We start from the raw sequence: 21,801 nt of genomic DNA, 5'->3' as shown, positions 1-21,801 counted from the left end.
TATACTCGATCCATACTAATAATGATAATAACGCTTCCATTATGACCAAATTAGGCTTACGTGATTCTGTTTTAACCTTAACCTTGATCCCCACAGTGATCATTGGCTTGTTACTTGGCGGCTATTTTACAATAAATCGTTACATTGAGCTTGATGAAATTTTATATCAACAAGGCAGCTCAATATCTGAACCTTTAGCAATTGCTTTAGAGCAGCCTTTACTTGAAAAAAATAAAAAGCTGCTCAACCGTCTGATTAGTTACACACACAATAAGCACTCCCCAACCATTAAATCGATTGCTATTTTTGATACCAGCAATCAGCTTATTATGACCAGTAACTATCATCGCTCGTTTGATGAACTAACTCAAAAAGAACAAATTGAAAATCTTCACACAACAAAAATTAATAAATCAGAAGAGTTAATCACGTTCTACACCCCTATTTTTAATCACTCTGCGCCGGTATCAAAATGGGATATTAATGATTTTCAAACCCCGCTTGGCACCGTTATTTTACAACTTAATAAAGACCAAGCGATTATAGGCCAGCAGCGAGCGGTTTTAATTAGCGGCATTGTTATTTTATTTTCAATAATATTGGCATCTATTTTAGCGCTTAAGCTTAGCCGTATGTTTATGAACCCGCTTAATAAGTTAGTACTTGCCACCGACAAACTAGTTGAAGGTAAAAGAGACACGGGTTTAAACGACACCATGATGGGCGAATTTGAACTTTTGCGTGAAGGGCTTAATACCATTGCCCACACTATGGTTATGCAAAAAGACGAAATGCAGAAAAATATTGATCAAGCCACGAGTGATTACCGCGAAACCCTAGAGCAATACGAAACCTCAAATATTCAGCTAACCATGGCCAAAAAAGAGGCTCAAGATGCTAACCGCGTTAAGTCTGACTTTTTAGCTAAAATGAGTCACGAGTTACGCACCCCACTTAATGGGGTTATTGGCTTTACGCGCCAATTGTATAAAACACCTTTAAATAAACATCAAAAAGATTACCTCGATACCATAGAGCTTTCTGCCAATAGTTTATTGACAATTATTAGCGACATTTTAGATTTTTCTAAACTTGAAGCAGGCGCAATGGAGCTTGAATCAATCCAGTTTCAACTGCGCGATAGCGTAAACGAGGTTATGACATTATTAGCTCCCTCGGCGCATGAAAAACAACTTGAGCTATCTATTTATATCAACCCACAAGTGCCTGATGATTTAACCGGTGACCCCACTCGCCTTAAACAAGTACTCATTAACTTGTTAAGTAATGCCATTAAGTTTACTGAAAAAGGCTCTATAAAAGTTGATATAAGCTACCGCTTATTAGATGAAGACCGCGCCTCTATTTTAGTATCAGTAACCGATACCGGTGTGGGTATTCCAATGGATAAGCAAGATGCGTTATTTACTGCATTTGGCCAAGCAGATTCATCCATCACCCGAAAATTTGGCGGCACTGGTTTAGGTCTCATTATTACTAAACATATTGTAGAGGCTATGAATGGCCGAATAACGCTAAATTCAGCCCCGGGAAGCGGCACCTGTTTTACCTTTAATGGTGTGTTTAGGTTGCCTGATCATACCTTTAGTAACGACTTACCTTCTAAATCACTTATTGGTAAACGCATATTATACCTAGAGCCACACGAGCATACGCACCACTCAGTGCTTTCTGTATTAAACGAGTGGGAAGCGGTTGTAACCGCCTGTTTTAATGAAGCAGCGTTTTTAGACGCCATCAAACATAAAGTTCTTAAGTACGATATTTGTATTATTGGTGATATGGCATCGGTAGATGATATGCAGCGACTTAAGAGCTATGTGAATATGGTTCGCGAGTCGTGCGATTATTTATACCTTATGCTCAATACGGTATCGCATAATATGCGCGAAGCGTTTATTGGCAGCGGCGCCGATGCGTGCTTAAGTAAGCCGCTTAATCATCGTAAATTATGTGAAGTACTGGCTGCGCCTTATCGCCTTGATCATCCAACCTTAAATATTGAGCCAAGCGACCAAACATTATTGCCATTAAAAGTACTGGTGGTAGATGACAACGATGCAAACTTAAAACTTATTTGCACCTTGTTAAAAGAGCAAGTTGAATTTATAGACACCGCTTATAATGGCTCGCAAGCCTACAGCTTAAGTAAAAGCCATAAGTACGATGTTATTTTTATGGACATACAAATGCCGATTATGGATGGCATTACCGCGTGTAAACTTATTAAGGAGTCTTCTTTAAACGAAGACACACCTATTATTGCGGTAACCGCGCATGCACTGCACAGTGAAAAAGAGCAGCTATTAAAAGATGGCTTTAAAGGCTATTTAACTAAGCCTATTGATGAGGACATGCTGAGCCAAATTATATGCGATCATAGTCCGCAATCGCCCGTAAGCCGCGACAAAATTAAAAGTGTAACGTCACAAAGCCCTGCTCCATTTGAAAGTAACTGCTTAGATTGGTCGCTTGCGCTACAACGTGCAGGGGGCAAAGGTGAGCTGGCGCTGGAAATGCTCAATATGCTGTTACAAAGTGTGCCAGAGACACTCTCGCAGCTCAACGAGGCTATTGAGCAAAACGATTGCCAAACGGTATTAAGTATTATTCACAAATTCCATGGCGCGTGCTGTTATACCGGTGTGCCTAAGCTTAAATCACTGGCAGAAACCATAGAAACCTCACTTAAAAGTGACTGCGTGCTAGATAACGTTGAGCCTGAACTATTTGAGCTACAGGATGAGCTGGAAAACCTCATGGCAGATGCAAGTGTTACCGAGCATCAACGCTAAAAAATACGTAATAAAAAAGCGCAGACAATGCGCTTTTTACAGGTTTTGATACCATTTTACTTAATTAAGTATTTCTATGAACTGGTGCCACCATAGGGTTAAATTATAACCTTGCCTCAATCATGAGGCGTTTCATGTCGCGTACTGCTTTTTCAAGGCCATCAATAGCTGCGCGCGCAATAATAGCGTGGCCAATGTTAAGCTCATAAATTTCAGGCATTGCAGCAATTGGTTTTACGTTATGATAATGAAGGCCATGTCCTGCATTTACAATTAAGCCTAAGCTCGCCGCGTATTTTACACCCTCTCGTATGTGCTCAAGCTCTTTGTGTAAATCTTCATCATTAGTAGCATCTGCATACGCGCCGGTATGAATTTCTACATACGGTGCACCACACGCTTTAGCTGCATCTAACTGTGCTTTATCGGCGTCAATAAATAATGACACTTTAATACCCGCATCAGTTAGTGTTTTAGTGGCCGCTTTAATTTTATCTACATTACCAGCCACATCTAGGCCGCCTTCGGTCGTAAGCTCTTCACGTTTTTCAGGTACTAAACATACGTACTCAGGCTTTACTTCTAGGGCAATGTTAATCATTTCATCTGTAACCGCTGTTTCAAGATTCATACGCGTTTGAATCGTTTTAGCCATTACGTATACATCGCGGTCTTGAATATGGCGGCGGTCTTCACGCAAATGAATAGTAATACCATCTGCACCGGCGTGCTCTGCCACACTGGCCGCATGTGCTGGGTCTGGGTATGATGTACCACGCGCTTGGCGAAGCGTTGCAATATGATCAACGTTTACGCCTAAAAGAATGTCTTTCATTTTGTTACCTGTAAAATATGTTTATTGAGAGGCCATAAATAATTCACGGCTTTTTAATGGTTTATTACCCAGTAAAGGTTTTAGTAAATAACGGCTTAATTGTTTTGCCATATAGAGTACATCGCTTTGGCTAAAATCATGATTAGCAATCGCTTTGAGCTGCGCGCCGCTAAACCCTGAACGCGTATCTTGTTGCATCAAAAAACCCAACTCAGGAAAGTAACTATACGTTTGTCTTTCATCAATTGGCTCACCACTGGCATCAAAGCTAAAGTCAACGCCATAACCCAACAACTCTAATAATTGAAATTCGTATGAGCGCAGCACCGACTGTAAATTGACATCGCTATTTAAGTTCTCTAGGTGAGTTTTGTAGAGCTCAAACACTTGTTCAAGTGGCTCGTTTACCGGCACAATGCGGTTAGTCAGCTCATTTAAATAAAAGCCACAGTAAAGCTTATCCTTTGTTAAATATAAAGGATTACCATGTAGCTCAAATTTATTAATGTATTTTAAATCGTACTTGCCACTGTAATGAACAAGCAGTGCCTGAAAAGGCTGTAATTGTGCTTTGTGTTTAGTGGCCTGGCGACCACTCACTCTGGCTAGCATTCTAAGCTGGCCTACGCCTTCTACCAGCATATCGAGCATTACTTGGGAGTCGCTATAAGGACGCCGGTGTAATAGGTACGCTGTGTAGAAGTCGCTATCCATATTAGTTGGCTAAATGCTGGTTAATCTTCGCCATAGCCTAAACTTCTTAAGGCACGTTCATCATCTGCCCAACCCGATTTAACTTTAACCCAAAGCTCTAAAAACACTTTGTTATCGAGCATTTCTTCAAGGTCTTTACGGGCTTCACGGCCAATCACTTTAAGCTTTTCGCCTTTGTTACCTATTACCATGCGTTTTTGGGTTTCACGCTCAACAAGAATTAACCCGTTGATATGCCAAACACCGTTTTCTTGCCATTTAAACTGCTCAATTTCTACAGTGACAGAATACGGCAGCTCTTCGCCCATAAAGCGCATTAGCTTTTCACGAATAACTTCTGCCGCCATAAAACGCATTGAGCGGTCGGTTACATAGTCATCAGGAAAGTAAAATTCGCACGGTGGTAAGCGTTTAGTTACTTCGGCTTTAATTAAATCAACGTTTTTACCTTGCGTTGCCGATACCGGCATTATGCCCACAAAATCAAATTTGTCGCCAAGCATCTTCATATGCGGTAATACTAAATCGCGGTCTTTTACTTGGTCTATTTTATTAATAACAAGTAAAACAGGCTTACCACTTTGCGATACTTTATTAAGTACCATTTCGTCATCGGCATTCCAGTGAGTGCCCTCAACAACAAAAATAATAAGCTCTACATCACCAATTGAACTCGATGCAGCACGGTTCATTAAGCGGTTAATAGCCCGCTTTTCTTCAACGTGTAAGCCCGGAGTATCAATATAAACAGCTTGGTGTTGCCCTTCTGTATGAATACCCATAATACGGTGGCGAGTTGTTTGTGGCTTGCGCGAGGTAATACTTACTTTTTGCTCTATGATTTCATTAAGCAATGTTGATTTACCTACATTAGGGCGGCCAACAATGGCAACCATGCCACAAAACGTATCAATATCACCTTCATGAGGCTGTATTAAGGTATCAAGATTCATTTTTTAGTATCTTCAATGCTTTTTCGGCAGCTTTTTGTTCGGCTTTACGGCGCGAGCTACCAACAGAAATAATGCTATCCATACCTTCAACTATACATTCAACCGTGAACGTTTGATTGTGCGCTTGACCTTTGGTATCAACAACGGTGTAGCCCGGTAAAGATAACTTACGCGCTTGTAGATACTCTTGCAGCAAGGTCTTAGGATCTTTTTGATTAAGCCCTGGTGAAATAGCATCAAGTCGAGATTCGTACCACGCTAAAATCAGCTCGCCACAGCGGTCTATGTTTGAGTCTAAAAACACAGCCCCTATAATGGCTTCTACAGCATCAGCTAATGTTGATTCACGACGAAAACCACCGCTTTTTAACTCACCCGGCCCAAGGCGCAAGTAGTCACCTAAACCAAACTCTAGCCCAAATTCAGCAAGTGTTTGGCCACGCACAAGCGTAGAGCGCATACGGCTTAAATCGCCTTCACGCGCTTTTGGAAATTTGTCGTACAAAGCATTGGCAATAACAAAGCTCAAAATTGAATCGCCTAAAAACTCTAAGCGTTCGTTGTGTTGACCTTTATGACTGCGGTGCGTCATTGCCTGTTCAAGTAAACCTTGATCAGCAAATTCGTAGCCAATTCGTTTATATAATTCTGTTACATTTTTTTTCATTGTTACTGAATATTACCTAGGCGTTCAAAACGAACACCAGTTGGAACCCATCCTGGTAAAACATCATCTGGGCCATTCTCAAATTCAAAACTCATCCATATAAAGACAGCTTTACCCACCAAGTTTTCTTTTGGTACAAAGCCCCAAAAGCGACTATCTTGGCTGTTGTCGCGGTTATCACCCATCATAAAATAATGATCAGCTGGTACAGTCCATTCATCCGAAGGAGTCCCTGGTTGCTGATAGTAACGCCCTTTACGTTCAGGTGCGCGTGGGTTGATTAAAATGTCGTGCTTGAGTGTCGTTAAATCTTCATTTACTCGGGCAAGCGACATTTGGCCTTGTTTAAACTCATTATCGTTAATTAATTTAAAATCAATTTTATTAAACTCATTACAAAGTAGGTCACCCTGCTGGGTCTCGTCTTCTTTACAATTAGGTTGAATATATAAACGCTTATCACGATAAACAATTTTATCGCCCGGTAAACCAATAGCACGTTTTATATAATCTACTCGCTCATCTAACGGGTATTTAAAAACAACAATATCGCCGCGTTCAGGCTCGCCTACATCTACAAGCTGGCTACGCCATACTGGGTCTTTAATCCCGTACGAGTACTTTTGTACTAAAATAAAGTCGCCTACCAACAGGGTTGGCATCATTGAACCTGACGGTATTTGAAAAGGCTCAAAAATAAACGACCTAAAAATAGTAATAGCTGCAATCATCGGAAAAATCGATTTTGCAGTTTCTGTAATTGCCGGCTCAGGTGCAATTAACGCCGCTGTTTCTTCATCAAGCTGGCCACCGGCAGATGTTTGGGCAAGCGCCAAACGCTCTTGCCTTTTTGGCGCATACATTAGGTGGTCAATTAACCATATTAAACCTGAGCCTAACGTTAATAACACCAATAAAACTGAGAAATAACCAGCCATCTATAATCCTTTGTTTTTATTTACCAACTTTCAAAATAGCTAGAAACGCTTCTTGCGGTACTTCTACGTTACCCAATTGCTTCATTCGTTTTTTACCATCTTTTTGCTTTTGCAGTAGCTTTTTCTTACGGCTCACGTCACCACCGTAACACTTAGCGATTACATTTTTACGTAATTGCTTAACCGTAGTACGGGCAATAACATGTTGTCCTATTGCAGCTTGAATCGCAATATCAAACATTTGACGCGGAATAAGCTCTTTTAACGCATCAGCAAGTTGGCGGCCGCGTGATTGTGCACTGTCGCGGTGAACAATTATAGCGAGCGCATCAACACGTTCGCCATTGATAAGTATATCAACACGTACCATGTCTGATGTTTGAAAGTGCTTAAAGTTGTAATCAAGCGATGCAAAACCACGACTGGTTGACTTTAATTTATCAAAAAAGTCCATAACCACTTCAGCCATAGGTAGCTCATAAGTTACAGCGACTTGCTTGCCGTGATAACTCATTTTAGTTTGCATACCACGCTTTTCTACACACAGAGTAATAACGCTACCTAAAAACTCTTGCGGTACAAGTATGTTTGCCTCTACTACTGGTTCGCGTATTTCAACAATATCATTAACCGCCGGTAAGTCAGACGGGTTATCAATTTGACTCGTACCTTCTTTGGTTACTACTTCGTAGATTACAGTAGGTGCCGTGGTAATTAAATCAATATCGTATTCACGCTCTAAACGTTCTTGAATAATTTCCATGTGTAGCATACCTAAAAAGCCACAGCGGAAACCAAAACCCAGTGCTGTTGAATTTTCAGGTTCAAAAAATAACGACGCATCATTTAAGCTTAGTTTATTAAGTGCATCGCGGAACGATTCATAATCATCAGAGGCAATTGGGAACATACCTGCATATACTTGCGGCTTAATTTTTTGAAAGCCTGGTAAACGCGCTGGTGCCGCATTTTTTTGATGCGTAATCGTATCGCCCACTGGGGCGCCGTGTATTTCTTTAATACCGGCAATAACAAACCCTACTTCGCCGGTACGTAAAATACCCGTGTTGGTTTGTTTAGGGGTAAAAATACCCACGTGATCAGCTGTATGTACTTGCTCGTTCGACATTATTTTTATTTTGTCGCCGGCACGTAGTTCACCGTGCTTAATACGTACTAGTGATACAACACCTTGGTATGGGTCAAACCACGAGTCAATAATAAGCGCCTGTAAAGGTTGATCTTTTTCACCTACCGGTGGTGGGATATCCTTTACAATCATTTCAAGTACTTCAGCAATACCAACACCTGTTTTAGCACTACATTGCACAGCGTCTAGGGCATCAATACCAATAATGTCTTCAATTTCTTCTGCTACACGAAGCGGATCGGCTTGCGGTAAATCTATTTTATTTAAAACAGGGATTACTTCTAAATCCATTTCAATGGCGGTATAACAGTTTGCCAGCGTTTGTGCTTCAACACCTTGTCCGGCATCAACAACTAAAAGCGCACCTTCACATGCCGCTAAAGAGCGAGAAACTTCATAAGTAAAGTCAACGTGCCCAGGTGTATCGATAAAGTTAAGTTGGTAGGTTTCGCCATCGTTAGCAGTGTAGTTAAGCGTTACACTTTGAGCTTTAATGGTAATACCGCGCTCACGCTCGATGTCCATTGAATCTAACACTTGCTTTTGCATTTCGCGGTCTGTTAAGCCACCACAAACCTGGATCAAACGATCTGAAAGGGTCGATTTACCATGGTCAATATGGGCGATGATCGAAAAATTACGGATATGCTTCATAAACTGGATTCTAAACTTCTATTTTAATAGGCTAAGTACGAACACCTGAGTGACTTGAAAATACTTATTGGGTATAAGTGCTATATAAATGGCTAAATGCGCTTTAGATAATCAAATTTTTGATTGCCTTTTTACCCTGTATTTCCAAGTTACTCTGGTATAAAACGGCAATTTTACATTTAATTGGCCTTAATCACCATCTATTTGCGTTAAAGGAAGGCTAATTGGATGAATTTTTATCACTTTTACATCATGCCTGAGTGTTTTTACTTTGCTTTTAGCTAAAAAGTAACCACCTACACCGCCCAAAGCGGCGAATAATATTTGCCATCCCTGCGCTAAAAGTAGTAATTCGGCACTAATAAATGCAAGCGTTAATCCTAAAAATAAAGGCAGCATGTATACAGCAAAAGCATGTTTGACTAAATGCGAATCATCTAATGAGAGCGTTACTTTTTGGCCCACTTCTACAGGAGTATCAAATTGATATGGAAAGGTTTTTTTATCGCTACCAAAGAGTTTGGCAAAGACTTGCGAGCCACAGCGACCATTACACCCTTCGCAGGCTTTTTTTTGCTGGGCTTCTAAGTGGGCAGTGGCGCCATCTAGGGCAACCACTGTAAGTGTTTGTTCAATCATAACAACCCTTACGAATTGTTTATAATGCGCGAGTCACTGACTCAGCAATTGCCTTTGCGGTTTGGCTTGGCACATTACCAACAACAGATACATCAAAGTTTCCGCCATTATGCACATAAATTGTCGTTGCGCCAGAAGTTAATGATCCGCTTAAGCGGCGACCTGGTAAGGGGCGCTGTACAAAAACAGAAATTTCAACAAACCCGTCAGAATATAAATAATAGTCAGTAAGTTCGTTGTTTAAATCAAGTTTATGGCGGTCTGATTTTAGTAATTTAAAGCCATTAGGTAACCAACCAATGCGCCAGTTTGTGGCATTACTTTTTTCACCTTCCAGTGCGTTACCTGGTAACGGCGTTGGAAAATTACGGTTGAGCACTTCTAAAATCATCGGTGCTGGTTGCTCTGTTACGCTAATATGGGTTAACTGTAGCTGCTCTAATGCTTCACCTTGGTGGTTAACATACGCGGCTTTTAATAACAGCGATGACTCTGTATCAAGCCAAATCCAGTAGTTATATTTGTATTCATCTTTTGATTCTATTCTCACCAGTTGCGCCGCTCGCCCTGCAATACGGCCTTTACCACCTAGCACAAAATCATATTGGCTGCTTAGCGCTTCAATATCTTTAAATAATACTTCAGGTATTGGCCCAGCAATGGAGTCTGTATTTATAGAATATGGCTGCGATTGCGGTTCAAAGTAGGTTACTTGGTCGTTAATTCTCACCATTTCTAAGCCCGCGCCATTAAGTAAACTTAAATGCTCAAGCTCTGTTTCACCTTGCTTTGCATGCACCCAACGGTAAGGTTCCATGGCTTTACCCTTTACCACCACAAAAGAGGCGTCAAAATTACGGGTATGCACTGCGTTCGCCATGTTTAGTAATAAATCTTTGGCGGGATTTGTGTCGTTAGCAAAAACATTAAAGCTTAATACTAACGACAGAACAAAAGTGATTACTTTCATTTAATTAGTTTTTTTCCTCTTGCGCTTTGTCACTATTTTGCGCTGTTTGCAAAGAGTGTGCAACACGTGCTTGACGTTGATGCTCTAAAACTAACGCACCAATGCGTTGTTGCTGTAATTCGCGTAAACCCTGCTCAGCGTTTTCAAGAGCAGGTTCTGATGAGTAACTCACCGGCGACGCCATACCTGTTAACGGGGTAGTTTGTAAAAGCGGAATTTCGCTTTCTTGCTCACCCGCACCTTGTGGCAAGGTATTTACGCCAACAATGGCAAACATAGCTACGCTTGCAGCAATAGCAAGTTGTGCAACCGGCTTGCGCCAATTAAACGCCACTACTTTGTTATCTTGCTGCGCTTCACTGTGCTCGGTATCAGGTGTTTTGTTTGCTGTCGATTGGGTGAAATCGGCATACACAGGCTCACTTTCAAGTGCTAAGGCGATGTTATCGCTTATATCTATGTGTATGTCGTTGTTATTTTTTTGAGCACGCATCGCATCACCAATTAGCGCATATCGACCAAACGTAGCAACATCCTGATCAGAAATTTTACCCTCTGCAAGGTGTTGTTCGCCGTCAAGTAATGCTGATAACGTTTCGCTATCCAACTTGTTAACGTGTGCTTTTGTCATACTAAGACTCGCCTATTAATGGGTTTAATTTATTATCTATTGCTTCTCGGGCTCTAAAAATACGCGAACGTACTGTCCCAACAGGGCAATCCATTACCACGGCTATTTCTTCATAGCTCATCCCTTCGATTTCTCTTAGGGTAATCGCGGTTTTAAGGTCTTCAGGCAAACTATCAATCGTATTAAAAATAACAGCGCGTACTTCGTCGCTTAACAGTAAGTTTTCAGGCGATGCGTTTGAACGCATCGAATCCGCACCGTCATAAAACTCGGCATCTTCAGCGTCTATATCGTTTGCTGGCGGTTTACGGCCCTGAGCTACTAAATAATTTTTAGCACAATTAACGGCAATACGGTATAACCACGTATAAAAGGCACTATCACCTCTAAAGTTTGGAAGTGCACGGTAGGCCTTAATAAATGCCTCTTGTGCTACATCTGCAATATCGCCTTGGTTAGACACATAACGTGAAATTAACCCTGCAATTTTGTTCTGATACTTCTTTACTAATAGGTTGAAGGCGTTTTTATCTCCTTGCTGGACCCTTTTTACAAGCGCTAAATCTAATTCCTGCTCGCTCATTCGAGCCGGTACTCCTCTGTTTGATTCTTGCTGGTTATTCATAGTGTCGCCATTGTTCACAAATACTCTGACCTCTTTATGAATAAAAAGTTCTGCTTAATATTATTTTTTTATAAAATAGTCGTAAATAACGGCGCTAAGCCATTAAAATCACTACGTAGTAATATGACAAATATGATACAACTACATTATTAAAAACAAATATTGCTCTAATTTGAGCATTGTAACCGCAAAGTACCTCTGACATGAACCAAAATAAACATCATATTGCTGATGTCGCTATTATCGGTAGCGGCGCGGCGGGCTTATCTCTTGCATTGTCTTTAGCTAACTATTGTAATGTTACTGTGATCAGTAAAGGTGCCCTCACCGAAGGCTCTACACTGTATGCACAAGGCGGGATTGCCGCAGTATTTGATAAAAAAAACGACAGCATAGAATCACATGTTGAAGATACCCTTGATGCCGGCGGTGGTTTATGTGACCGAGAAGCTGTGCATTATACTGCAAGTAATGCGCATCAGTGTTTACAATGGCTCATTGAGCAAGGCGTTCCTTTTGATATGGAATTTGATAGCAAAGGAAAAGAGCGCTTTCATTTAACCCGCGAAGGCGGACACAGCCATCGCCGTATTTTACATGCAGCCGATGCCACTGGTAAAGCCGTACAAACCACGTTAATTAGCCAAGTTAAAGCGCATAAAAACATTACCCTGCTCGAGCAATACAACGCCATCGATTTGATTAGCGATAAAAGCTTAGGTAAGCCGGGCTCGCATATTCATGGCATGTACGTGTGGAATAAAAAAGCAAAAAAAGTAGAAACTATTTCCGCTAAATTTGTAGCGCTCGCAACAGGGGGGGCAAGCAAGGTGTATTTGTACACTTCAAACCCTGATGTATCTAGCGGTGACGGTATTGCCATGGCGTGGCGTGCAGGCTGTAGGGTAGCCAATATGGAATTTAACCAGTTTCACCCCACAAGCCTTTATCATCCAGAGCTACAAAACTTCTTAATTACCGAAGCTATGCGCGGTGAAGGAGCGTATTTAAAGCGCCCCGACGGCACTCGCTTTATGAAAGACTTTGACGATAGAGAAGAGCTGGCACCGCGCGACATAGTAGCCCGTGCTATCGACTTTGAAATGAAGCGTTTAGGTGCAAATTGTGTATACCTAGATATTAGCCACAAAGATAAAGACTTTATCATTGAGCACTTCCCTACTATTTACGCAAAGTGTTTAAGTGTAGGGCTTGATATAACCAAAGAAGCCATCCCGGTTGTTCCTGCCGCGCATTATACGTGTGGCGGTGTAATGAGCGACTTTAACGGTAAAACCGATTTAGATAACTTATACGCTGTAGGCGAAGTCGCCTACACAGGTTTGCACGGCGCTAACCGTATGGCGAGCAATTCATTATTAGAGTGCATTGTATTTGCTCACGCTGCCGCTAAAGATATTTTAAGTAAACTTGAGCATGCGCCAGCACCACTTGCGCTGCCAAGCTGGGATGAAAGCCGAGTAAGTAATTCTGATGAAGAAATTGTTATTACCCATAACTGGCACGAACTGCGGTTATTTATGTGGGATTATGTAGGCATTGTGCGCTCAACTAAACGCCTAGAGCGAGCACTGCACCGTGTTGAGTTATTACAACAAGAAATACATGATTATTACGCAAACTTTAGAGTAAGTAATAACTTATTGGAGCTTCGTAATTTAGTGCAAGTAGCCGAACTGATAATTAGAAGTGCAATGCAGCGTAAAGAAAGCCGCGGCCTTCACTATACGATTGACTACCCTGAGCAAAATGAAAACCCAACACCTACTATTTTGATTCCACCTCGCCATTAATGGCAATCAATGCTGCGCGCTTTAAACGTGCGTAGCTTTGCTTATTTACGCCATTAGCTGAAATAATAAGCCATTGGCGTTTATTAAAACCTTTAATGTGTAACCACACACTGGTATTTAATATTTTTGTTTTAGGGGTTATTTGCCCCTGAACTTTTAAATTTTCATTTTCAAAGCGTATTTGCTTAGGCTCTAAAATAATAACGCCACTTTCAGGGTGAATAGCCACTATTTTTTGCCATACCCAGCAAAGCGCAATTGCATTTACAGTTATACAAACAACAATGCTAAAAAAAGAGCTTAAATAAAGCCCTAATACCACACTTAATAAGCAGAAAAACAGCACCACAGGCCGCTGTTCTGCTTTATTATTTACTACCGTAAACCTATACACGAACTCGGTCTAAAATTAGCGATACCATGGTATTAAGCTCAGCATCTTTACACTCTTCATGGCCCATAAACCATGCAAATAAATCAGGGTCTTCTTGGGTTAGCAAACGCTGAAATACAGCCTGTTGCTGTGCATTTAACGAATCATACGCCTGCTCTACAAATGGCATAAACAAAACATCTAACTCTAACATGCCGCGGCGACAAGCCCAGCGTATACGTGCTTTACTATGAATTTCAGTCATTTTAAACCTCATACTTAATTGCCCCGAGTTTAACAAATACCCGCCTAATTAGCAGCTATTAATCTGTGTTCAAATAATAAAAAACTGCCCGCCTTCGTTGCTGTACCCTAGGTTATAACTGCGTTATTATGTCTACTCATTTGTATTGCACAGAAGGTTTTTATGTCGAGCGTTTATGCATGTCCGTTATCTCACCAACTTATTAGCCTAACCGGTGCGGATAAATTGTCTTATCTTCACGGACAAATCACTCAAGATCTCAATAAACTATCTAACAGCAATTATTTATGGGCTGGTCACTGCAGCGCCAAAGGCAAGTTGTGGGGTGTATTTAAATTATTTTCTCACCAAGATAGCTACTACTTAGCAGGTTCACAGCCTGAGGTAGAGAAGTCGCTCAGTGAGCTAAAAAAATACGCTGTGTTTGCCAAAGTAGATATTGATGTTTCTACGAACAGATTAATCGGGTTGATCAGTGACGATTTAACCCCAGTACTAGAAAAACTTGATATTCGTTTTTCTGATGACCAAACGGCCTGTGACTTCCCAAGTGGTAAAGCCCTTAAGTTAGCGCCAAATCGCGTTTTACTAATGGTTGATAGCCAATTTAGTATGCCAGATGATGTGTCTACATTAGATAACTGCGCACTATGGCAAGAAGCCGCTATAAAAGCGGGCGAGCCACAATTAAATAGTGACGCCATTGGCGAATACGTACCACAAATGGTAAACCTTCAAGCGATTAACGGCATTAGTTTTAAAAAAGGCTGTTACACCGGCCAAGAAACGGTTGCCCGTATGAAGTACCTAGGTAAAAACAAACGCGCTATGTATATTGTTACAGGTAAAAGCGATGGCCTACTTGAAGAGCCTGAGCTTGAAACCCAAGTGGGCGAAAACTGGCGCCGCGCTGGTAAACTAATTGCCCAAAGCTATAACGAAAATAGCCAAACCATATTTGGCCTTGTTGTGCTGCCAAACGATACACCAAGTACACACGTACTTCGTGCAAAGCACACCCCTCAGGTAGAGCTAAGCATTCTGCCTCTACCTTACTCTCTTGAAGATGAATAAATAGGAATGACTATGATCGTTGCACCAAACACAGTAGTAAAAATGCATTATTCAGTACTGGATAACGATGGCAATACCATTGATAACTCTTTTGATGGCGAGCCACTGGTTTTTATTATTGGCACAGGCTACTTAATCCCAGGGCTTGAAAATGCACTCCAAGGCAAGCAAGCCGGTGATACATTAAATGTAAAAGTAGAACCTGAAGAAGGCTACGGCGAACGTCACGATAACCTAATGCAAGCGGTGCCTAAGTCGATGTTTGATGGCATGGAGATTGAAGTGGGTATGCAATTTAGAGCGTCAACTGATGATGGTGATCAATCTGTGATGATTATCGAGATTCAAGATGAAGACGTTATAGTTGATGGCAACCACCCGCTTTCGGGTATTACCCTTAATTTTGATGTAGAAATTTTAGAGGTGCGCGAAGCAACCGAAGAAGAGCTTGCGCACGGCCACGTGCACGGTGAAGGCGGTTGTGGTCACGATCACTAATCATACCGCCGTTTATAAAAAAAGCGCCTAAGGCGCTTTTTTTATAACATATTGTTGTAGGTCGCGGTTTTTATTGGCGCCGGTTCCTCTAAAGGAGTTTCACTGGGTGTTATTTTACCCTCAAGCGCACGTAATAAGCCTTGCTGATCATTTGTTCCCACTCGGTACTTAGTACCGTCTTTTAAGGTTAACTGTAGCGCACTAAACCCTGATACAGAATACACCCACCCATCATGCGTAATACGAATACCAATACCATGGCGGTAAGAGTTTTGCACCGCTTTAGCCTCTACTATGTCAGCTAGTGCTAATCGTTGCCCCGCAACGCCAGGGCCAAAAGCCCAACTAATTGTTTGCTCGTCAACTTTTACGGTTAAACCATGAAACAAAAAGCCGACTAAAACCAATACACCGGCAAATACCATTAATGGCACATCGGCGCCCATTAAGTTCCAGGCTAAGGCTACAAAGCCGCCTATCCATGCTAAAACAAAAAATATAAACACCGCATATTGTTTATGCTGATACATAACGCTCTCTTTATTATTAAAAACTATACACCAACGTGGCGCTTAATTCTGAGTCGTATTTAAGGTTATCGTCTTCAGGTTTTGAATTATAACGATACATGTAGGCAAACTTTAACGATACCGCACCTATGACTTGGCTAATCAAAGCGGTTTCTGACTTCAAACGCGAATTTAACCCCGACAAAGACTGCTCAATACTCACATCTTGATTAAAGCGCGTGCGCTTTGATACCAAACGCTCCCACTGCATTGCAATACGAACTAAATAACCGGTTTTGTTTTCATCTTCTTCGCTTACCTCTGACTCATCATCAGCGACGGAGCGATATAAACCTGGGCCAATATCAATATCTACTTTATTTTTTACACCTTGATAAACTCTGGCTCCATAGCCTGTAGCCACTGTACTTTTGTAATCTAGGCCACTAAATTTATCTTCTTCGTAGTCACCGTAAATAAAAAATGAAGAGTTTTTAACGCCCACTTTGTAGTTACCTTGTGCAGAGACAAAAATACGGTCTGCCGTTACATCGGTTTGCCCTGTATCTTCGTTTTGATCTCGTTTATACAAGGTGTCTAATTTAAATTGGTTACGCCAATTTTCGAAGTCTTGGTATAAATTTCCTCTAAACTTAAAGCTGGTAGAGTTAGTATTACCCTTACTTAAAATCAAGCCAAATTCAGTATCGCCATAAAGCATTTCGCCTTTATGTAACTCGTGAATTTCTTCATCAGAGAGTTGTCCATATTCATGAAAGTCTTCAAATGGATCAACAGCCCAACATCGGCTGCTCATTATTAAAAACACGAATAGTAAATACTTATGCACGGTAAACTCTCTTGCACATACAAACAAAACTGCTTACTCAGCGTGCTCTGTTTCTTTCCACAAAATATGACAAAACGGCGCGTCTTTATCACGGCTAATTAAAATTTTTGCAAATAACACATCTTCGTTTTCAAACTCTAACCCCACTAGCACTTGCACAAATAACTCCGGCTCTATTTCAAGTGCTACAAAGTTTTGCCATTGCTCATCAGGCTCGCCCTCTTCAATAAACCCAAGCTCTTCTCGGTATTCGTTAAAGTCTTCAACATCTTGTTCGCTAAGATTATTTGGCGCCAGCTCTAAAAAAATATCGTACGCTTGATGGGTAACTTCTTCTTCGCTATATAACCGTGGGCCTGACATGGGTAAAACCTCAATGCATTTTAAGTGCGCACATAATATCAAAACTCATCTGTGTTTTGAGAAAAAACAGCTAAAAATAATGACTTTTTTGTTACCAGCTCATGCGCAGTTAAGCTTAAATAAGATTCAAAGTGCTTTGACTAAAAAAGTTAAAAATAATTCAATTTATTTTTTATTATAAAACAAACCGTTACTTTACTTAGTAAGGCGTACATCATAAGCTCAAACACATAATAATAGGAGAGCGCAATGATAAAACTAGAAATACAACAAGGCATTGCTAACGTTATTTTAAGCCGCGCAGAAAAACAAAATGCACTTAGCTTTGATATGTTCATGCAATTAAACAGCACTATTAAACGTATAAAAAAAGATAAAAGTGTTCGCGCCGTAGTGATAAAAGGTGATGGTGAGCATTTTTGCTCTGGGCTTGATGTGGCTGCAGTGATGGCCTCACCATTAAACATTGTTCGGCTGTTGCTAAAATGGCTACCTGGCAATCAAAACCTAGCGCAAAAAGTGGTACTGGGCTGGCAATCGTTAAGCGTACCTGTGATTGCGCAAATAAACGGAAATTGTTTAGGGGGTGGGCTACAAATAGCATTGGGCGCCGACTACAGAATTGTTGATACCCAAGCAAAACTGGCCATTATGGAAGCGCGTTGGGGGCTATGCCCCGATATGGGCGCTAATGTAGTGCTTGCTGGTTTATTAAAGCGCGACCAAGCGCTTTGGCTGGCAAGCCACGCCAACCCTATTAGTGCACACACGGCCTACGAGCTGGGGTTAGTCACAGAGCTTACAGACAATACCGAACAGGCCACGCAGCGCATGTTAAATATATTACGTGAACGCTCCCCCGATACACTGGCAGCGATAAAGCGCGTTACTCAGCAAAGCTACACAACAAACCAACGACAAATTTTAGCTAAAGAAACGTTTAGCCAAATTCGCTTGTTACTCAATCCTAATACTAAAAAAGCAATTGCCAAAGCAAAAGGGAAAACAGATATAAGCTATGCAAATTCAAAGCGCTGGTAAGACTAAATTAGCATTTAATAATAGTGTGTATTTGCTAACGTTAATTTCTTTCTATATTAATGAGCCATTATCATGAAGTACTTGCTTAGCAGTGCAATTATTTTACTGTGCTTAGGGTGTGCTAAATTAATAATGCACTTAATTGGTGGCAGCTTCCCTGCACCGCTCCTTGGCATGGTTATTTTACTGAGTTTATTACTGTTAGGTGTAGTGAAAGAGCACCGTATTAAACCCTCGGCCTCCCCTATTTTAAATATTATGCCAATATTTTTTATACCCGCGGGGGTAGGATTTATCGAGCACATTGCACTTATTAAGCTGCATTGGCCCTATTTGGTTTTGGTTATTTTGCTCGTCCCTGCCAGTACGCTTTTACTGGTAAGCAGTGTTGTTGGCTATGTTAAAGGTAAAAATAACAATGACTGAGCTGCACCTTACGCTATGGTACTTAACAACTCCCGCTATTATTTTGCTGTTTTTACTATTAAGAGCGTTTAATAAACACTGGCAGCACAGCATAGTAAAGTCGCTCACCAACCCGGTGTTTTTAAGTATTGCGATTATTGCCTTAGTACTTGTTAATTTAAAATTACCTTATGCTGATTTTTCCACGCATAGCCAACTACTTAGTTGGCTATTAGAGCCTGCTATAGTGGCACTGGCCTTACCTTTGTATCAGCAGTTTATACATGTCAGAAAAAATCTACTGTTAATAGTAAGCACGTGTAGCTTAGGCATTATTAACGCCACTGTGGTGGCTTTTATTTTAAGTATTTTATTTGATGTACCCGCCAATTTAAGCGCCTCCGTAGCTGCATTAAGTGTAACTACGCCTATTTCGTTAATAGTTACTGAGTCCTTAGGGGGGATTAGCTCTCTTGCCGCAGCATTAGTTATATTTATTGGCTTACTAGGTGCACTCTTTGGGTTAATGCTCATTAAGTGGATAGGTGTTAATAACCAGCAAGCTCAAGGAATAGCAATGGGAACTGCGTGCCATGCTATAGGCACCGCAGCAGCACTGGACGAGCACCCAAAAATAGGCGCGTTTTCCTCGGTTGCGATGGCTTTAAGCGCATTATTAACCGCCATAATAGTCCCCGTGCTATATCCTTTTTTAGTCAACACTTTGCTATAGTTAGCAAAAAATAATTACGCAATATAAAGAGCCCACTATGATCAGTTCTGAAATAGAACAATTTGAAAAATACTACACCATGCTCACTGAGTATTTAGTTACCTACAGCATGCAAATTGTGGGTGCCGTTTTTATTCTTATACTAGGCTTGTGGGTTGCTAAAAAACTCTCAAATTTAGTCGCTAAATTGATGGCTCGTCACAATATCGATATCACGCTTACCAGCTTTGTCAGTAACGTGGTAAAAGTATTGCTTATTGTGATGGTTGTAGTGATAGCGCTTGGCAAAATAGGCATTAGTGTTACCCCCTTTGTAGCGGCTATAGGTGCTGCCTCTCTAGGTGCGGGTTTGGCCTTACAAGGAATGCTTTCAAACTATGGCGCTGGCCTTGCTATTATTGCCACGCGCCCTTTTGTGGTAGGCGATACCATTGAAGTAAAAGGGGTCAGCGGCCAAGTAAAAACAATTGAGCTGGGTTACACCATTTTAATTGATGAAGAAAAAGTAGAAATCACTATTCCTAACAAGCACATAGTGGGTGAAATTATTCACAACTCGTTTAGCTACTCGTTAGTTAAAGGAGAAATAGACATAGCCTATACTGCCTGCGCTGATACCGCTGTTAGCCTTATTGAAGAAGTATTAAAGGCTCATGACCAGGTGGCTCAAAACCCTATTTTTCAAGTAGGCATAGAGCGCTTTGCCGATAGCGGCGTAACCATTAGTTATCGCTATTGGGTGCCTACAACCAAAATAATAGAAACCAAACTTGCTATTAACGCAGGCGTTTATAAAGCCATTAATAGCGCTGAGATAGAAATACCCTTTCCGCAGCGGGTGGTTACTATTAAAGAACGCGACCTTTCTTAATAAAAAACAAAGCCGCTTAATGCGGCTTTGTTGTTTTTTAGCTTAAAGCAGTAATAAACTGCCTAACCCTAAAAAGGTCACAAACCCAACTATATCGGTAACCGTGGTTAATATTACCGAGCCAGAAAGCGCAGGGTCTATTTTCATTTTGTCTAAAATAGACGGTATAACAACCCCAGCTAACGACGCAGCCACTAAGTTAAGCAATATAGCGACGGTAATTGTAATGCTTAGCATTATGTCGCTAAACCAAACAAAGGTGAGCGCGCCAATCACTAATGCCCACACTAAGCCGTTCACCGCCCCTACCCGTAGCTCCTTTTTTAACAGTGCATTGCGGTTAGAGTCGGTTACCTGGCCAAGCGCTAAACCGCGCACTATTACCGTTAAAGTTTGACTCCCGGCGATTCCGCCCATAGAGGCCACCACAGGCATAAGTACCGCCAGTGCCACAACCTGCTCTATTGTTGCGCCAAATAAGCCAATAAACCAAGATGCTAAAAACGCAGTGGCTAAATTTATACCCAGCCAAATTCCCCGGTTTTTAGCACTTTTTCTTACACTGGCAAACAGGTCTTCGTCTTCGCGTAAACCACCAGCTTTGGCCGCAGCTTCGTCGGCAATTTCTTGGCGTAGTTCGTATGCCGAGCTAATGGTTAAACGCCCGACTAATTTGTTGTCAGTATTAACCACCGGCATGGCCATTTTTTCACTGTGAATAACCACTTCTGCTGCTTCGTATAAATCATCATCTGCATGTAATGATGAAAAATCATAGTTCGCCAGCGCCAATAGGTTATCGCCTTCATCGGCTTTTATTAAATCATTTACTGCAAGTTCACCTATTAGGCTGCCTTGGCGGCTAACTAAATACACAACTTCGCTGTATTGCGGCAAACCTTTGTGCAGTAATTTTTTAACGCCTGCAATTGTTGCTTTTTCAGTTATTTTTAGAAAATCGAAACCAACCCAGTGACCTAATTGCTCAGGCGGATACTGCTGAGCAAGATCGTATTGTTTCGTTTGTGCTTCATCGAGTTGCTTTTTAGCATAATCAACAAAGCGCTCAGGAATAACCTCTTCAAGCTCAAGTAATTCTTCAACATTCACTTCATCTAATAGCGCGTATGCCTCGCTATCATCTAAGGTTTGTAGTAACCATAAGCAGCTGTCATCGCTCAGGGTGACAAATATTTCATGCTGCGTGTCTTTATCTAATAGCTGCCAAATTTCTAGACGCTGTTCTTTTGGGATGGCTTCAAAAAGTAGCGATAGGTGCTCAGTAGATAAATTAAGCTGTGCATCGGCTAAAAGCTGACTTTTTTGCGTGTGTGTTTCGCATTGTAATAAATCGTTTATTAGCTGCGGTAGTTGGTCGCCTGGATACTCAATCATCTTGAAACCTTAAATTTA

Annotated in this window: 24 protein-coding genes; 8 read left to right on the top strand and 16 right to left on the bottom strand. The window is 41.2% G+C overall.

From position 1 onward, the window contains the following. The first annotated feature begins 41 nt into the window (after positions 1 to 41). Positions 42 to 2,816 (top strand): two-component sensor histidine kinase BarA, encoded by a 2,775-nt coding sequence (gene barA / locus NQT65_RS11395; protein WP_256851217.1) that lies wholly within the window; start codon positions 42 to 44, stop codon positions 2,814 to 2,816. A 103-nt stretch (positions 2,817 to 2,919) separates the two neighbouring features. Here the strand turns inward: barA and pdxJ are convergent, their stop codons facing one another. The 10 genes from pdxJ to rpoE form a co-directional block, all read right to left on the bottom strand. Continuing rightward, positions 2,920 to 3,651 carry a pyridoxine 5'-phosphate synthase gene (gene pdxJ / locus NQT65_RS11390; RefSeq protein WP_004586231.1) on the bottom strand — a complete coding sequence of 244 codons (732 nt, stop codon included), beginning with the start codon at positions 3,649 to 3,651 and terminating at the stop codon, positions 2,920 to 2,922. 21 nt (positions 3,652 to 3,672) lie between these two features. Next, positions 3,673 to 4,365 (bottom strand): DNA repair protein RecO, encoded by a 693-nt coding sequence (gene recO / locus NQT65_RS11385; RefSeq protein ID WP_126007919.1) that lies wholly within the window; start codon positions 4,363 to 4,365, stop codon positions 3,673 to 3,675. 20 nt (positions 4,366 to 4,385) lie between these two features. Next, positions 4,386 to 5,318 carry a GTPase Era gene (gene era / locus NQT65_RS11380; RefSeq protein WP_004586229.1) on the bottom strand — a complete coding sequence of 311 codons (933 nt, stop codon included), beginning with the start codon at positions 5,316 to 5,318 and terminating at the stop codon, positions 4,386 to 4,388. Then, the gene (gene rnc / locus NQT65_RS11375; protein ID WP_004586228.1) at positions 5,308 to 5,985 is read right to left on the bottom strand and encodes a ribonuclease III; all 678 of its coding nucleotides are present in this window, start codon (positions 5,983 to 5,985) and stop codon (positions 5,308 to 5,310) included. Before rnc ends, era begins: the two co-directional genes overlap by 11 nt. Positions 5,986 to 5,987: 2 nt before the next feature. After that, entirely contained in the window at positions 5,988 to 6,923 is a 936-nt protein-coding gene (gene lepB, locus NQT65_RS11370; protein ID WP_256851216.1) for a signal peptidase I, read from the bottom strand. 16 nt (positions 6,924 to 6,939) lie between these two features. After that, positions 6,940 to 8,727: a translation elongation factor 4 gene (lepA, locus tag NQT65_RS11365; RefSeq protein ID WP_004586226.1), complete on the bottom strand. Its 1,788-nt coding sequence runs from the start codon at positions 8,725 to 8,727 to the stop codon at positions 6,940 to 6,942. Between the two features lie 189 nt (positions 8,728 to 8,916). Then, positions 8,917 to 9,366 (bottom strand): SoxR reducing system RseC family protein, encoded by a 450-nt coding sequence (locus NQT65_RS11360; RefSeq protein WP_126007926.1) that lies wholly within the window; start codon positions 9,364 to 9,366, stop codon positions 8,917 to 8,919. A gap of 19 nt (positions 9,367 to 9,385) precedes the next feature. Further along, positions 9,386 to 10,336, bottom strand: coding sequence for a MucB/RseB C-terminal domain-containing protein (locus tag NQT65_RS11355; RefSeq protein WP_054982697.1), 951 nt, complete (start codon positions 10,334 to 10,336; stop codon positions 9,386 to 9,388). Positions 10,337 to 10,340: 4 nt separating this feature from the next. After that, positions 10,341 to 10,967, bottom strand: coding sequence for a sigma-E factor negative regulatory protein (locus NQT65_RS11350; RefSeq protein WP_055015366.1), 627 nt, complete (start codon positions 10,965 to 10,967; stop codon positions 10,341 to 10,343). A 1-nt stretch (position 10,968) separates the two neighbouring features. Continuing rightward, complete coding sequence (gene rpoE / locus NQT65_RS11345; RefSeq protein ID WP_004586222.1) at positions 10,969 to 11,550, bottom strand: RNA polymerase sigma factor RpoE; 582 nt, start codon at positions 11,548 to 11,550, stop codon at positions 10,969 to 10,971. A gap of 245 nt (positions 11,551 to 11,795) precedes the next feature. Between rpoE and nadB the strand changes: the two genes are divergently transcribed. Beyond that, the gene (gene nadB / locus NQT65_RS11340) at positions 11,796 to 13,406 is read left to right on the top strand and encodes an L-aspartate oxidase (protein WP_024033085.1); all 1,611 of its coding nucleotides are present in this window, start codon (positions 11,796 to 11,798) and stop codon (positions 13,404 to 13,406) included. Here the strand turns inward: nadB and NQT65_RS11335 are convergent. Together NQT65_RS11335 and NQT65_RS11330 are read right to left on the bottom strand one after the other, a co-directional pair. After that, a complete protein-coding gene (locus tag NQT65_RS11335) occupies positions 13,381 to 13,800 on the bottom strand; it encodes a hypothetical protein (RefSeq protein WP_138684439.1) in 420 nt (139 codons plus the stop codon). The genes nadB and NQT65_RS11335 overlap by 26 nt on opposite strands. Further along, positions 13,793 to 14,044, bottom strand: a complete 252-nt coding sequence (locus NQT65_RS11330) for an FAD assembly factor SdhE (protein WP_004586219.1) — start codon at positions 14,042 to 14,044, stop codon at positions 13,793 to 13,795. The genes NQT65_RS11335 and NQT65_RS11330 overlap by 8 nt, the downstream gene beginning before the upstream one ends. 162 nt (positions 14,045 to 14,206) lie before the next feature. On the opposite strand from NQT65_RS11330, the gene ygfZ reads away from it, so the two are divergent. Then, complete coding sequence (gene ygfZ / locus NQT65_RS11325; protein WP_256851215.1) at positions 14,207 to 15,118, top strand: CAF17-like 4Fe-4S cluster assembly/insertion protein YgfZ; 912 nt, start codon at positions 14,207 to 14,209, stop codon at positions 15,116 to 15,118. 12 nt (positions 15,119 to 15,130) lie between these two features. Continuing rightward, entirely contained in the window at positions 15,131 to 15,616 is a 486-nt protein-coding gene (locus tag NQT65_RS11320; RefSeq protein ID WP_004586217.1) for an FKBP-type peptidyl-prolyl cis-trans isomerase, read from the top strand. A gap of 41 nt (positions 15,617 to 15,657) precedes the next feature. Here the strand turns inward: NQT65_RS11320 and NQT65_RS11315 are convergent, their stop codons facing one another. The 3 genes from NQT65_RS11315 to NQT65_RS11305 form a co-directional block, all read right to left on the bottom strand. Continuing rightward, complete coding sequence (locus NQT65_RS11315; RefSeq protein WP_004586216.1) at positions 15,658 to 16,146, bottom strand: hypothetical protein; 489 nt, start codon at positions 16,144 to 16,146, stop codon at positions 15,658 to 15,660. 16 nt (positions 16,147 to 16,162) lie between these two features. Further along, positions 16,163 to 16,942: a DUF481 domain-containing protein gene (locus tag NQT65_RS11310; RefSeq protein WP_276537847.1), complete on the bottom strand. Its 780-nt coding sequence runs from the start codon at positions 16,940 to 16,942 to the stop codon at positions 16,163 to 16,165. 66 nt (positions 16,943 to 17,008) lie between these two features. After that, positions 17,009 to 17,338 carry an HI1450 family dsDNA-mimic protein gene (locus NQT65_RS11305; RefSeq protein ID WP_029771932.1) on the bottom strand — a complete coding sequence of 110 codons (330 nt, stop codon included), beginning with the start codon at positions 17,336 to 17,338 and terminating at the stop codon, positions 17,009 to 17,011. Between the two features lie 249 nt (positions 17,339 to 17,587). Between NQT65_RS11305 and NQT65_RS11300 the strand changes: the two genes are divergently transcribed. From NQT65_RS11300 to NQT65_RS11285, 4 genes are all read left to right on the top strand, one after another. After that, positions 17,588 to 18,379, top strand: a complete 792-nt coding sequence (locus NQT65_RS11300) for a crotonase/enoyl-CoA hydratase family protein (RefSeq protein WP_054982702.1) — start codon at positions 17,588 to 17,590, stop codon at positions 18,377 to 18,379. Between the two features lie 72 nt (positions 18,380 to 18,451). Next, on the top strand, positions 18,452 to 18,805 hold the full coding sequence (locus tag NQT65_RS11295; protein ID WP_256851214.1) for a CidA/LrgA family protein: 354 nt from the start codon (positions 18,452 to 18,454) through the stop codon (positions 18,803 to 18,805). Further along, positions 18,798 to 19,517: an LrgB family protein gene (locus tag NQT65_RS11290; RefSeq protein WP_121637848.1), complete on the top strand. Its 720-nt coding sequence runs from the start codon at positions 18,798 to 18,800 to the stop codon at positions 19,515 to 19,517. The genes NQT65_RS11295 and NQT65_RS11290 overlap by 8 nt, the downstream gene beginning before the upstream one ends. Positions 19,518 to 19,554: 37 nt before the next feature. Further along, entirely contained in the window at positions 19,555 to 20,388 is an 834-nt protein-coding gene (locus tag NQT65_RS11285) for a mechanosensitive ion channel family protein (protein WP_256851213.1), read from the top strand. A 42-nt stretch (positions 20,389 to 20,430) separates the two neighbouring features. Here NQT65_RS11285 and NQT65_RS11280 read toward each other — a convergent pair whose 3' ends face one another. Beyond that, positions 20,431 to 21,783 (bottom strand): magnesium transporter, encoded by a 1,353-nt coding sequence (locus tag NQT65_RS11280; protein ID WP_256845363.1) that lies wholly within the window; start codon positions 21,781 to 21,783, stop codon positions 20,431 to 20,433. Positions 21,784 to 21,801 lie beyond the last annotated feature (18 nt).

The sequence above is a fragment of the Pseudoalteromonas agarivorans genome (assembly GCF_024518735.1).
Classification (GTDB): Bacteria; Pseudomonadota; Gammaproteobacteria; order Enterobacterales; family Alteromonadaceae; genus Pseudoalteromonas; species Pseudoalteromonas atlantica.
The sequence above is the reverse complement of the archived record's forward strand: the minus strand, read 5'-3'. Positions and strand labels throughout refer to the sequence as shown.

Bases quoted from the DNA above. Each gene is read 5' to 3' on its own strand.
- barA (WP_256851217.1), top strand. From the start codon at position 42: ATGACCAAATTAGGCTTACGTGATTCTGTTTTAACCTTAACCTTGATC.
- pdxJ (WP_004586231.1), bottom strand. From the start codon at position 3,651: ATGAAAGACATTCTTTTAGGCGTAAACGTTGATCATATTGCAACGCTT.
- recO (WP_126007919.1), bottom strand. From the start codon at position 4,365: ATGGATAGCGACTTCTACACAGCGTACCTATTACACCGGCGTCCTTAT.
- era (WP_004586229.1), bottom strand. From the start codon at position 5,318: ATGAATCTTGATACCTTAATACAGCCTCATGAAGGTGATATTGATACG.
- rnc (WP_004586228.1), bottom strand. From the start codon at position 5,985: ATGAAAAAAAATGTAACAGAATTATATAAACGAATTGGCTACGAATTT.
- lepB (WP_256851216.1), bottom strand. From the start codon at position 6,923: ATGGCTGGTTATTTCTCAGTTTTATTGGTGTTATTAACGTTAGGCTCA.
- lepA (WP_004586226.1), bottom strand. From the start codon at position 8,727: ATGAAGCATATCCGTAATTTTTCGATCATCGCCCATATTGACCATGGT.
- NQT65_RS11360 (WP_126007926.1), bottom strand. From the start codon at position 9,366: ATGATTGAACAAACACTTACAGTGGTTGCCCTAGATGGCGCCACTGCC.
- NQT65_RS11355 (WP_054982697.1), bottom strand. From the start codon at position 10,336: ATGAAAGTAATCACTTTTGTTCTGTCGTTAGTATTAAGCTTTAATGTT.
- NQT65_RS11350 (WP_055015366.1), bottom strand. From the start codon at position 10,967: ATGACAAAAGCACACGTTAACAAGTTGGATAGCGAAACGTTATCAGCA.
- rpoE (WP_004586222.1), bottom strand. From the start codon at position 11,550: ATGAGCGAGCAGGAATTAGATTTAGCGCTTGTAAAAAGGGTCCAGCAA.
- nadB (WP_024033085.1), top strand. From the start codon at position 11,796: ATGAACCAAAATAAACATCATATTGCTGATGTCGCTATTATCGGTAGC.
- NQT65_RS11330 (WP_004586219.1), bottom strand. From the start codon at position 14,044: ATGACTGAAATTCATAGTAAAGCACGTATACGCTGGGCTTGTCGCCGC.
- ygfZ (WP_256851215.1), top strand. From the start codon at position 14,207: ATGTCGAGCGTTTATGCATGTCCGTTATCTCACCAACTTATTAGCCTA.
- NQT65_RS11320 (WP_004586217.1), top strand. From the start codon at position 15,131: ATGATCGTTGCACCAAACACAGTAGTAAAAATGCATTATTCAGTACTG.
- NQT65_RS11315 (WP_004586216.1), bottom strand. From the start codon at position 16,146: ATGTATCAGCATAAACAATATGCGGTGTTTATATTTTTTGTTTTAGCA.
- NQT65_RS11310 (WP_276537847.1), bottom strand. From the start codon at position 16,942: ATGAGCAGCCGATGTTGGGCTGTTGATCCATTTGAAGACTTTCATGAA.
- NQT65_RS11305 (WP_029771932.1), bottom strand. From the start codon at position 17,338: ATGTCAGGCCCACGGTTATATAGCGAAGAAGAAGTTACCCATCAAGCG.
- NQT65_RS11300 (WP_054982702.1), top strand. From the start codon at position 17,588: ATGATAAAACTAGAAATACAACAAGGCATTGCTAACGTTATTTTAAGC.
- NQT65_RS11295 (WP_256851214.1), top strand. From the start codon at position 18,452: ATGAAGTACTTGCTTAGCAGTGCAATTATTTTACTGTGCTTAGGGTGT.
- NQT65_RS11290 (WP_121637848.1), top strand. From the start codon at position 18,798: ATGACTGAGCTGCACCTTACGCTATGGTACTTAACAACTCCCGCTATT.
- NQT65_RS11285 (WP_256851213.1), top strand. From the start codon at position 19,555: ATGATCAGTTCTGAAATAGAACAATTTGAAAAATACTACACCATGCTC.
- NQT65_RS11280 (WP_256845363.1), bottom strand. From the start codon at position 21,783: ATGATTGAGTATCCAGGCGACCAACTACCGCAGCTAATAAACGATTTA.